This is a genomic window from Streptomyces sp. 8L, from assembly GCF_020176795.1.
GTDB lineage: Bacteria > Actinomycetota > Actinomycetes > Streptomycetales > Streptomycetaceae > Streptomyces.
This window is the reverse complement of sequence record NZ_JAIUKE010000227.1, coordinates 1-11754: the sequence shown is the minus strand read 5'-3', so window position 1 is coordinate 11754 and position 11754 is coordinate 1. Positions and strand designations below refer to the sequence as shown.

The following is an 11754-nucleotide window of genomic DNA, read 5'->3' as shown; positions in this document are numbered from 1 at the left end:
CGCCCCGCCCCCGCGACGGCGTCCGTCCCCGCGACGGGCTCCGCGCCCGCCGTGGCGTTCGCCTCGACGACGGCCGCGGCCAGGTCGGTGAGACTGTCCACGCACCAGTCCGCGCTCTGCACGACGGCGGGGTCGTCGGCCCAGAAGTGGCCCCAGGGCCCGCGCCTGAGGTGCGCGGTGCGGAAACCCACGGCGTGTGCGGCGAAGATGTCGTTGCCGGGATGGTCGCCGACGTAGACCGTTTCGTGCTCGTCGGCCGCGGCGGCGGCCCGTACGTGCCGGAAGAACTCCGGGTCGGGCTTCGCGCAGCCCCACTCCCCGGAGGCGGCGATCACGTCGGCGGGCAGGTCGAGTCCGCGGAGGAGCTCGCCCGCGCGTGCCGTCTGGTTCCCTGCGACAACGACCCGCAGGCCGCGCGCCCTGAGCTCGGCGAGGGCCGGCCGGACGTCCGGATAGAGGTCGCTCTCGTCCAGGAACTCGCCCCGGCCCGCCGCCTCGCGCGCCGCGTACGAGGAGGCGACGTCGATGCCGGGGCTGACGAGGCGTAGCGCGTCGGTGTTGTCCCGTCCCTCGGCGACCACGGCGCCGACGAGGGCGGACACCGTGTGGCGCGGCACCCGGAGCCAGTCGGCCCAGGCGCCCCAGTACCGGTCGTCGCGGACGAGGGTCTCCCCGATGTCGAGAACTACTGCGCGGATCATGCCCGGCATCGTAGGACGGCAGGGGTGCCCGGTCGGGGACCGTGGCCCTTCCGCCGTCCTCATGTCGCCCGTAGCACCGCTAAGCACCTGTAACGCACCCAAGGTGCGCGCCCGTGCGCGGGGCCGGCACGCTGGTGTACGGCCCGGCGCCGGGGGCGGTTCGCGGTGTCCGGGGCCCCGTCAGCCCTTCCGGGCCAAAGCCTTGAGCGCCCCGTCAGCCCTTCCGGGCCAGGGTCTTGATCGCCCCGTCAGCCCTTCCAGACCAGGGCTTTGACCACCGCCGCCGTCACCTTCAGCGGGGTCGACTGGAACGCCTTGACGCGGATGCGCATGCCGTGGCCCGCCGGGAGGTGGTTCGTCAGCGGGACCGTGCCGAAGGTGGCGCCCTCCGTGGCGATGATCTCGGTGATGGGATGGTCGAGGACGTACGCGCCCTTCGCGTCCACCTCCGACTGGCGCACCTGGATCTGCGCGCCCGCGGGGGCGCCTTCGAGGGTGAGGCTGACCTGGCCGGAGAAGCGCGCCGAGCCGCGCACGAACACACTGCCGCCGGGGGAGTGGTCGCCGGTCTCGTCCGTGTACTCCTTCGTGAACTCGATGGCGTCCCAGTCCTTGCCGGGGGCGATCGTGTAGGGCTCGGCCAGGCCGAGGTTGACAAACTGGGGCATGTCGTCCTCCGGGGCGTCGGTGCCCGCGGCCCACGCGCGCAGGGCGGTCGCGGACAGGTAGCAGAGCGACCTGTCCAGGGGGGTGCTGGTGAACTGCCAGAAGAGCGGCGTCTGCCCGGACGGGTGCGGCCGCGCCGCCGCCTCGGCCTTCGCGTACGAGACCGACGCGGTGCCCCACGTGTAGGCCGGGTACCAGAGCGGAACGCCGCTCGGCACATGGCCCTTCGCGAGGTCGTCGCCCGAGGTGTAGACGCCGACCCGCTGGCCGGGGAAGGCCTTGCGCACGGCCGCGAGCCAGTCCGTCGCGTACGCCTTGATCTGTGCCGCGGACCGGCCCGCGTAGTTGCGGCCGTCGCTGTAGCGCTCCAGGTCGAGCCAGTGGCAGAAGCCCTTGCCCGCATAGGACTTGACGGCGGCGACGTAGTTCGCCGCCTCGACGGACGCGGGCTGGTTCGGCCACGCGAAGTGGTAGGCGCCGGGCACGAGGCCCGCGCCCTTGATGCCCTTGATGTGGGTGGCGAACCTGCTGTCGTGCGTGTGCTCGCCCTCGCTCGCCTTGGCGAAGCCGAACGCCACACCCTCGGCCTTGTGGGCGGCCCAGTCCTGTACGCCCTGGTAGGCGGATACGTCGACCCCTCGACTGGTGGCGGCCATCCGGTCTCCTCCGGGCATCCGTGCGGGCACCGTACGTAGGGACGGACGGCTTCCGCCGCCGTCCTGTCTACGTCATCCGTACCAGATTCCGCGCCCGCGAGAGGAGTTGTCACCCACTCTGCACGAAAGAGGCCACCTCCTGCACAAGGATGACCGGTGCCCGCTCGGGCATGTCGGCCCCTGGGCCACGCCATGGACCCACATGCCATGGACGCACATGCCATATCCATATACGGACGGGCAGTGGTGGTGCGGTGGTGCGGCCCGGCTCCGTCGTCGGTGGTGGAGCCGGACCGTGTCAGCCGCGAGGCCCCGCGGTGTCCGCGACGGTCACCGTGATGTCCGCGTGCAGCGCTCGGGTGTGGTCCACCTCCCGTACCGGGCCGGTCAGTTCGGCGCTCGCCCGCAGGCGTACGTCCCCGCTCGCCGCCGAGGTCGCGAGGCGCAGTTCCAGCGCGCCCGGCTCCACGATCCGCCGCCCCTCGGCGCCCGTGAAGGACGCCAGGTCGGCGGGCACGGTCATCTCGATCCGCGCCTCCTGCGCCGCCTCCAGGGTGAACCGCGCCCAGCCCAGCAGCCGTTGGACGGGCCGTACGACGGACGCGACCGGGTCGTGCAGGTAGAGCTGCGCCACCTCGGTGCCGCGCCGGTGACCGGTGTTGCGGACGGTGAAGGACAGGGCGAGGCGGCCCGCGGTGGTGGCGCGCGGCGCGGTGACCGCGAGGTCCGACCAGGTGAAGGAGGTGTACGTGAGCCCGTGGCCGAACGCGAACGCCGGAGTCGGGTCGATGCTGGAGACGCTGCTCGCCCCGGCCAGCGCCGGCGCCAGGTAGCCGGCCGGCTGGGCGCCCGGCAGGCGCGGCACGCTCACCGGCAGCCGGCCGGACGGCTCGACACGGCCCGACAGCACCCCGGCGATCGCCCGGGTGCCCTCCTGGCCGGGGAAGAACGTCTGGACGATCGCGGCGGCCTCGTCCACCGCGCGGCCCAGCGCGTACGGCCGGCCCGCGAGCAGGACGGCGACCACCGGCGTTCCGCAGTCCAGCAGGGCGTCGAGCAGCGCCTGCTGGGCACCGGGCAGCGCCAGGTCGGGGGCGTCGCAGCCCTCGCCGCTGGTGCCCCGGCCGAACAGGCCCGCGCGGTCGCCGAGCGCCGCGACCACCACGTCCGCGCCGCGCGCGGCGGCGACGGCCGCCGCGATCCCGTCCGTGTCCGGTGTGTCGACCCCGCAGCCCTCGGCCACGACGATCTCGCTGTCCGGGAACTCCGCCGCCAACGCCTCGTGCAGTGTGGGCAGTTCGATGCCCGGGGTCAGGTCCGGATGCTGCGCGCCGATGTGCACGGGGAACGCGTAGCAGCCGAGCACTGCTGTCGGGCTGCCGGCCTGCGGCCCGATCAGCGCCACCTTGGCAGGGGACACCCGGCCCGGCGTGAGCGGGCCGGCCGCCGCGGGACCCACCGGCGCGCCGGCCGACGCCGGGGCAGTCGGGTCCCCCGGGCTCACCACCGCCCCGGCCAGCGGCAGTGTGCCGTCGTTCGACAGCAGGATCACCGCCTCCTCGGCGAGCCGCCGCGTGAGGTGCCGGTTGGCGGGCGTGTCGAGGTCGACCGTGCCGCGCAGCCGCTCCACCGCGTCGGCGCCGCCCTCGGTGTCCGCGCCCGCGAGGGCGGGCGGCACCGGGGTCCAGTCCTCGTCCAGCAGGCCGAGTTCGGCCTTCTGCGTGAGGACGCGGGTCAGCGCGCGGTCCACCGTCTCGCGCGGCAGCCGGCCCGCCGCGACCGCCTCCCGCAGAGGCGTGCCGAACGTCTTGACCGTCGGCAGCTCCACGTCCACCCCGGCTGCCAGCGCCAGCGCCGCGGCGTCGGCGTCGTCCGCCGCGACGCCGTGCAGGGTGCGCAGGAACTCCACCCCGAAGTAGTCCGCCACGACCGTGCCGGTGAACCCCCACGTCTCCCGCAGCAGGCCGGTCAGCAACGCGCCGTCCGCCGCGGAGGGGACGCCGTCCGTGTCGGTGTACGCGTGCATCACGGAGCGCGCGCCGCCCTCCCGTACCGCCATCTCGAACGGCGGCAGCACCACGTCCGCCCGCTCCCGGACGCCCATGCTCACCGGCGCCAGGTTGCGGCCCGCGCGCGAGGCCGAGTAGCCCGCGAAGTGCTTCAGCGTCGCGACCACACCGGCGGACTCGAGCCCCCGCACGTACGCCGTCGCGATCACACCGACCAGGTACGGGTCCTCGCCCACGGTCTCCTCGACCCGGCCCCAGCGCGCGTCCCGTACGACGTCGAGCACCGGCGCGAGGCCCTGGTGGACGCCGACCGAGCGCATGTCGCGGCCGATCGCCGCCGCCATCTCGCCCACCAGGCCGGGGTCGAAGGACGCGCCCCAGGACAGCGGCACCGGGTAGGCGGTGGCGCGCCAGGCCGCGAACCCGGCGAGGCACTCCTCGTGGGCGAGCGCGGGCACACCGAACCGGTTCTTGCCCGCGATCAGCGCCTGCGTGCGCATCAACGACAGGGCGCCGAGGGCCGGATCGACGGGCGCGGTGCCGAACGGCCGTGTCAGCTGGCCGAGTCCGGTCGGCAGCAGTTCCTCCAGTCGCGGCGGCGCACCCATCTCGCTCTGGTGCGGGGCGACTTCGGCGCCGTCCTGGGAGGCGCCCGCCCACAGGCCGTACAGCTGGGCGAGCTTCTCCTCCAGGGTCATCGCGGAGACCAGTTCCGCCACCCGCGCCGCGCGCCGCGCCGCGCGCTCCCCGGCGCTTCCGTGGCCCTCGGGGACCACGGGGGTCCCGGGGACCACGGGTGTCCCGGAGGCGACGGGTGTCCCGGGGGCCTTGGGGGTCATGTTCTCGTTCACTTTCCTCCGACTCCCATGAGGCCCTGGACGAGCGCTCTGCGGGCGAACAGGTAGACGAGCAGGACGGGCAGGGTGGACAGCACCACGGCGGCGAGCATCGCGGGGATGTCCACCCCGTACTGGGTCTGGAAGTTGTACAGGCCGAGGGTGAGCACCTTGGTGTTCTCCGACTGCGTCAGCACCAGTGGGAAGAGGAAGCCGTTCCACGCCTGGAGCGCGGAGAAGACCACGATCGTCGAAAGACCGCCCTTCGACAGCGGCACCACGAGCCGGAAGAACACCCGCTTGGTGTCGGCGCCGTCGATGGCCATCGCCTCGAACAGCTCGCCGCCGATGTCGCGCATGGTCCCGGTGAGGATCAGCGCGCACACCGGCAGGCAGAACGCCGCCGTCGGCAGGATCACACCGATCAGGTTGTCGTAGAGCCCCGCCTTGCTGATCAGGTAGAACATCGGCACGATCACCGCCTGCGCGGGCACCGCGAGGCCCAGCAGGAACATCCGGAAGACGGTGGAGGTGGCGCGCCCCCGGTTGCGGACGATCGCGAACGCCAGCGGCGGCACGAGCAGCAGCACGATCGCCACCACACTCGCCGTGACCACCGCCGTGTTGAGGAAGTAGCGGCCGAAACCGCTGTGGAGGTCCCGCACGAAATTGCCGAACGAGAATGTGCCGGGCAGCGACAGCGGGCCGCCCGCCGTGTAGTCCGGCTTGGACCGCACGGTCGCGCCGAGCATCACGTACACCGGCAGGCCCACCACGCACAGCCAGAGGAACGCGCCGACGCCCGCGACGTAGTTGGGCCGCGCGCCGACGACGCCGGACGCGGGGCGCCGGGACGCGCGCCGTGCGCTCCGGCCGTTCGCCGGGGGCGCCGGGGTGGGACGTACCACCGCGCTCATGACAGTCCCTCCTGCGTGCCCGCCATCCGGTCGTAGCCCGAGAGCCGCACCACGATCAGCGAGACGGCCGTCGCCACCACGACGAGCAGCAGCGCGACCGCCGCGCCCGTGCCGTAGTCGAAGCTCTTGAACGCCTTGTCGTACATGTAGTAGGCCGTGATGGTGGTGTCGGTCCCCGGCCCGCCCTCGGTGAGGATCAGGACCGAGTCGAAGGTCGTCAGGCCGCCGACGATCATGAGGATCACCGAGGTGACGACCGCGTTGCGCAGCTGCGGCAGGGTGACGTGGAAGAACTGCCGCCACCTTCCCGCCCCGTCGACCGCCGCTGCCTGGTACAGCACGCGCGGGATCGCGCGGGCCGCGCCCTGGTAGATGAGCGAGTGCAGCGGTGTGTACTGCCAGGCGCTGACGAACACCAGCACACCGATCGCCCCGGTGCGTGAACCGAGCAGGTTGCCGTCGCCGAACAGCCAGTGGGCCTGGGACGGCACACCGAAGTTCGGGTCGAGCAGCGCCCGCCACAGCACCGACACCGCCGTCACCGACAGCAGCAGCGGCACGAAGAAGATCGCGGCGAGCACGGCGCGTCCGCGCTGGTGACCGGCGGCCCAGACCCCGATCAGGATCGACAGGGGCGTCTGCACCACCACACCGAGCCCGGTGAGCAGCACGCTCAGCCACAGGCTCTGGATCATCACCGGGTCCTGGAACAGCTTGGTCCAGTTGGCCAGCCCGGAGAACTCGGGCGAGCCGAGGCCGCTCCAGTCGGTGAACGAGAGCACCGCCACCAGCACCAGCGGGACCAGCGCGAACAGGCCGAAGAACACCACGGCGGGCAGGGCCCAGACAATGCCGGGCCTGGCCGTGCCCCGCGCCGGGGGGGCGCCGCGGGCCGGGGGGGGGCGGGGGGGGCGGGCGGGGCGGGCCCGCCCCCCCCCCCGGCCCGCGCCCGCCCCCCAACCCCCCCGGGGGGGCCCCCCCCACCCCCCGCGGGGGCGGGGGCGCCCCCCCCCCGGGCCCGGCGGGGGGGGGGGGGGGGGGGGGGGGGCCCCCGGGCCGAGGGCGCGCTCCCCGGGCGCTTTCCCGCCCGGGGTGTGCCGGCGGGGGAGGTCGCGGACGTCATAGCGATTCCGATCCGCCCGTCAGCTCGCGTCCAGGGCCTGCATGGCCTTGATGAAGCCGTCGGCGTCGGTCTTGCCGTCGGTGAACTCCTGGATGGCGTTGTAGATCGGGGTCATCTGCGACGGCGGGTAGGTCTGGTCCCAGGAGACCTGGAAGGACGGTGCCTTCGAGACCAGGTTCAGCTGGTACTTCGCGTACGCGGGGTTGCTGCTGGTGTCCAGGAACTGGTCGGTGTTGGTCGTGGTCGGCAGGTTGCCGATCCCGAGCTGCGCCTTCACGAACTCGTCGGAGTACATGAGCTTCAGGAACTTCGCGATCGCGGCCGGCTGCTTCGTCTTCTTCATCACCGAGTAGAAGTTGTTGGTGTTGCCGACGAGGTCGGTCGGATCGCCCTTGCCGCCCGGCACGGTCGGGAAGGTGCTGTAACCGAGGTCCTTGGCGGCGAAGTCGGGGCTCGCGTCCTGCTGCGTCGAGTACTCCCACGAACCCATCAGCTCGAAGCCCGCCTTGCCGGACGCGAGGAGCTGCGCCGAGCCGCCGCCGGTGAACTTCACCGAGTCGAAGTTCTTGCCGAACGCTCCCGCGTCGACCAGCTGCCGCATCATGGACAGCGCCTTCTTGCTGTCGGGGCTCGCCCAGGCGCTCTTGTCCCCGGACGCGGCCTTCTCGAAGAGGCCGGGGCCGGCGACCCGGTCGTAGAGGTACTCGAACCACATCATGGTGGTCCACTTGTCGCCGCCGCCGAGCGCGATGGGTGTGACGCCCTTCGCCTTGAGCTTCTTCACGGTCGCGAGCAGGTCGTCCCAGGTCTTCGGCGCGGTGACGCCCGCGTCCGCGAGGACCTTCTTGTTGCTGAACAGCAGGACGGGCTGGGTCCCGCGCATCGGGATGCCGTACGCCTTCCCGTCGATCTTCGCGCTGTTGTAGACGGCGGGCAGGAAGTGGCCGCCGATCTCCGGGTCGTTCTTGAAGACGTCGTCGAGCGGCATCAGCAGGCCGGCCTTGACGAACGGCTTGATGGAGCCGCCGCCCCAGTTGTAGAACACGTCCGGCGCCTGCGGGGTGTTGATGATCGTCTGGAGCTTCGTCTGGTAGTCGGCGCCGGGGATGGTGTCGAGGACGGCCTTCACCTTCGACGTCTTGTTGAACTGGGCGACGATCCTCTTCTCGACCTTGTTGCCCGCGTCGCCGTAGACGAGGACGTGGAACTCCTGGGAGCCGCCCGAGCCCGAGCCGCTGCCGCAGGCCGCCAGCGATGTGCCGAGCAGCAGGGCCGCGCCGCCGAACGCGAGGGTGCGGGTGAACCGGGCCCGCGGCGGCGCCGCGCTGCCAGGACCGCGCCCGGACGCCCGCTCCACCGCTGTCCGCGCCCCCGTACGCCCTGCTCCCGACGTCGATCCCCGCGACATCCGCGCCGATATCCGCATCGCGTCCCCTTCGAAAGTGTCGGCAAGAATACCGAAAGCCCTATGGACGGCGACCGTAGAGTTGGGGTGCGATGGCGTCAACAGCCCGTCACGTACCGGTCTCCCGCGCAATCAAACTGTTACCGAAGGCCCTTGCTCTATCCTTCAGCCATGGCAGATGACAGGAGCGCGGGCCGGATCACCCTGGCCCAGGTGGCGACGCAAGCCGGGGTGTCGCTCTCGACAGTTTCGAAGGTGCTCAATGGGCGGCCGGATGTCTCGGCCCCCACGCGCGTCAAGGTCGAGGAGCTGCTCGACGAGCACGGCTACCGGCGGTCCGCGCCAACGCCCCCCGAGGCCCCGCTCCTTGAGATCGTCTTCCACGAGCTGGACAGCATCTGGTCGATGCAGCTGATCAGAGGCGTGCAGAACATCGCACAGCGCAACGGCATGAGCGTGGTGCTCACCGAGACCGGCACCCGCCACTCACCCGGCGCCGACTGGGTCGAGGGCGTGCTGCGGCGCCGCCCGCTCGGCGTGGTCCTGGTGTTCTCGACGCTGCCGGACGAGCTGAAGAAGAAGCTCTGGTCGCGCGCCATCCCGTTCGTCATCGTCGACCCGGCGGGCGACCCCGAGCCCGACGTCCCCTCCGTGGGCTCGGCCAACTGGGCCGGCGGCCTCGCCGCGACCCGCCACCTCATCGATCTCGGCCACCGCAGGATCGCGGTGATCACGGGCCCCGAGGACATGCTCTGCTCGCTCGCCCGCCTCGACGGCTTCCGCTCCGCGCTCGGCATGGCGGGGCTCACGCCCGACCCCGCTCTCGTGCGCTACGGCGACTTCCATGTCGCCTCCGGCCGGGAGCACGCCCTCGACCTGCTGCGCGCGCCCGACCGGCCCACCGCGGTCTTCGCGGGCAGCGACCTCCAGGCGCTCGGCGTACTGGAGGCGGCGCGCGTGCTGGGCCTCCAGGTCCCTGAGGACCTCTCCGTCGTCGGCTACGACGACATACCGCTCGCACAGTGGTCGAGCCCCGCGCTGACCACCGTCAACCAGCCGCTGGTACGGATGGCGGAGGAGGCCGCGCAGATGCTCCTGCGGCTGCGCGGGGACCGGGGGACCGGCCGCCCCGAGGGCCCCGCCGAGGAGGCGGGCCCCGAGACCCGGATCGAGCTGGGCACCCGCCTCGTCGTACGGGACAGCACGCGCGCGCCCAAGGGCCCCACGGACTGACCGGGGCGCCCGTCGCGCGGCACACTGGAGGCATGTGCCGCAGCATCAAGACTCTCCGTCCGCCCGTACTCCCCGAAGAGGCCACCGAGGAGGAGATCACGGCCGCCGCGCTCCAGTACGTACGCAAGGTGTCCGGCTTCCGCGCCCCGGCCGCGCACAACCGCGAGGTCTTCGACCGGGCCGTGGCCGAGATCGCCGCGTCCACCGGGAAGCTCCTGGCCGGCCTGGAGGTACGGGGCGCCGCGAAGAGCGCCCCGCGTCCGGTGGCCTCCGGCGGGTGACACACGGCCCGCGGACGTCCGGCCGCGGCGTCGGCGGACTCGCGGGACATCCCGCGGCGGGCGCGTGGACGGGCGTGGACGGAAGGGCGGAGCAGTGGAATACGGTCCCGGGGCCAGGACGGTCGAAGTGGTCGACTACGACCCGGCGTGGCCCGCGCGCTTCGCCGCGGAGCGGGCGCTGCTGGCGGGCGTCCTGCCCGGCGCGTCGGCCATCGAGCACGTGGGCTCCACCAGCGTCCCTGGCCTGTGCGCCAAGCCGACCATCGACATCCTCGCGGTCGTCGCCGACGTCCAGGACGTACGGGAGCGGACCGACGCGCTGGCGCGGCACGGCTACGACTACCGGCCCGGTTCGTTCCCCGACGACGAACAGCACCTCTTCTTCCGCAAGGTGGCGGACGGCAGACGCACCCATCACCTGCACGTCGTCGCCGTGGGCTCACCGCTCCCCGAGGATTACCGGCTGTTTCGCGACTACCTCAGGTCCGACGACGAGGCCGCCCGCGAGTACGGCCGCTTGAAGCGGGCCCTGGCCGACCGCCATGCCGCGGAACGCCCCCGCTACATCGCGGAGAAGTCCGCGTTCGTCGACGAGCTGATGGCGCGGGCCCGCCGCCGACGGGCGGGCGGCTCGTAGGGAGGCCACTCGTAGGAGGGCGTAGGGAGGGCGGCTCGTAGGAGGGCGGCCCGGCCTAGCTCCGTCCCGGGCGGGGGACTACGCGGCCCTGACCGACGCGGGCTCGGGCGCCGGGGCCGGCTCGCAGCCGATCAGCCTGACCGGGGACGCCACGGCGGCGGACGCGTCCGTGGCCGCCTCACGCGCCTTGGGGCGGCGTACGACGTACGCGGCGACGGCGCCCGCGCCGAACAGCGCCAGCACGGACAGCACCGTGCCGACCCAGCTCGCGCCGAGCCACTGGGCGCCGAAGTAGCCGAGGCCCACGCTGTACACCGCCCAGGCCGCGCCCGCGAGGGCCGACCACGGGAGGAAGTCCTTCGTCCTGCGCTGCGAGGCACCCGCGCCGAACGACATCACCGAGCGGCCCGCGGGCGCGAAGCGCGCGATCACGACCAGGGTGCCGCCGCCCGCCGTGAGCGCCCTGCCGAGGCTCTCGTGGGCCTTGGCCAGGCGGCGGGAGCGGGTGAGGGCGGTGGCGAGTCTGGCGCTTCCGCTGCGGGCGAGGCTGAAGGCGACCAGGTCGCCGAGGACCGACGCGGTGGTGGCGCAGAGGCCGAGCAGGAGCAGCGAGGGGAGTTCGTGCGGCAGGCGGGCCGAGCCCGACATCCGGTCGGCGGCGTGTGCCACCGTGGTGGAGCTCGCGGCCGTCGCGGTCGCGGCCGTGACGACGATCACACCGCTCGGCAGGACAGGCAGGAAGACGTCGAGCAGGACGGAGAGCGCCACGACGGCGTAGATCCACGGGCTGCTCGCGAGCGGCCCAAGACTCTCCAGCACGGTGCTCTGTTCCCCGATCCGACTCGTCCGCGGACACTGTCCGGGATGTGGTGCGGTGTGCGCCCCGACGGCGCGGCCGCGAGTGTCGCAGACAGAGCGGCGGAAGCGGCCTACCAGCCAAACAGCGTACGCCCGCATGCCGGGGGCAGATCACCCGCCGTGCGTGATGTTGTCCACTTCGAGACGTTCGCCGTCCACCTCGCGGCCGGGCGGTGGACATGCCACTGCGCACGGTGGCGGACCGGTGACCTGGCGTGGGCGACCGTGCGGGTGGGCGGCGGGCACGGGCGCCGTGGGCGGTCAGGCGGTGACGGTGCCGAGGACGCCGACCAAACGCTCGCCGCTCCGGCCCGGGACGCCGGGCTCGTTACTGCCCCCGTTACCGTCCCTGGCCGACCGAAAGCCGCTCCCGCCGTTACGGCCCCGCCGTTACCCGTTACGGCCCTGCCGTTACCGCCCCCGCCGTTACCG

Annotated in this window: 10 protein-coding genes; 3 read left to right on the top strand and 7 right to left on the bottom strand. The window is 73.0% G+C overall.

Annotated elements, in window-relative coordinates:
• From LCE31_RS19840 to LCE31_RS19815, 6 genes are all read right to left on the bottom strand, one after another.
• The coding region (locus LCE31_RS19840; protein ID WP_374118507.1) for an HAD family hydrolase at positions 1–701 on the bottom strand (701 nt) is incomplete at its 3' end.
• A gap of 248 nt (positions 702–949) precedes the next feature.
• Positions 950–2023: a glycoside hydrolase family 25 protein gene (locus tag LCE31_RS19835; RefSeq protein WP_225015979.1), complete on the bottom strand. Its 1074-nt coding sequence runs from the start codon at positions 2021–2023 to the stop codon at positions 950–952.
• Between the two features lie 298 nt (positions 2024–2321).
• Complete coding sequence (locus LCE31_RS19830) at positions 2322–4871, bottom strand: beta-glucosidase family protein (protein ID WP_374118506.1); 2550 nt, start codon at positions 4869–4871, stop codon at positions 2322–2324.
• Between the two features lie 8 nt (positions 4872–4879).
• The gene (locus tag LCE31_RS19825; RefSeq protein WP_225015978.1) at positions 4880–5785 is read right to left on the bottom strand and encodes a carbohydrate ABC transporter permease; all 906 of its coding nucleotides are present in this window, start codon (positions 5783–5785) and stop codon (positions 4880–4882) included.
• Positions 5782–6636, bottom strand: a complete 855-nt coding sequence (locus LCE31_RS19820; protein ID WP_225015981.1) for a carbohydrate ABC transporter permease — start codon at positions 6634–6636, stop codon at positions 5782–5784. The genes LCE31_RS19825 and LCE31_RS19820 overlap by 4 nt, the downstream gene beginning before the upstream one ends.
• Positions 6637–6927: 291 nt before the next feature.
• A complete protein-coding gene (locus tag LCE31_RS19815; RefSeq protein WP_225015976.1) occupies positions 6928–8334 on the bottom strand; it encodes an extracellular solute-binding protein in 1407 nt (468 codons plus the stop codon).
• A gap of 150 nt (positions 8335–8484) precedes the next feature.
• Between LCE31_RS19815 and LCE31_RS19810 the strand changes: the two genes are divergently transcribed.
• The 3 genes from LCE31_RS19810 to LCE31_RS19800 all read left to right on the top strand — a co-directional run bounded on the left by LCE31_RS19810 (position 8485) and on the right by LCE31_RS19800 (position 10464).
• Positions 8485–9546 carry a LacI family DNA-binding transcriptional regulator gene (locus LCE31_RS19810; protein ID WP_225015973.1) on the top strand — a complete coding sequence of 354 codons (1062 nt, stop codon included), beginning with the start codon at positions 8485–8487 and terminating at the stop codon, positions 9544–9546.
• 32 nt (positions 9547–9578) lie between these two features.
• Positions 9579–9827, top strand: coding sequence for a DUF2277 domain-containing protein (locus tag LCE31_RS19805; protein WP_225015971.1), 249 nt, complete (start codon positions 9579–9581; stop codon positions 9825–9827).
• A 94-nt stretch (positions 9828–9921) separates the two neighbouring features.
• Positions 9922–10464, top strand: a complete 543-nt coding sequence (locus tag LCE31_RS19800; RefSeq protein WP_225015969.1) for a GrpB family protein — start codon at positions 9922–9924, stop codon at positions 10462–10464.
• Between the two features lie 78 nt (positions 10465–10542).
• Here the strand turns inward: LCE31_RS19800 and LCE31_RS19795 are convergent, their stop codons facing one another.
• Positions 10543–11283: a DedA family protein gene (locus LCE31_RS19795; protein ID WP_225015967.1), complete on the bottom strand. Its 741-nt coding sequence runs from the start codon at positions 11281–11283 to the stop codon at positions 10543–10545.
• Positions 11284–11754 lie beyond the last annotated feature (471 nt).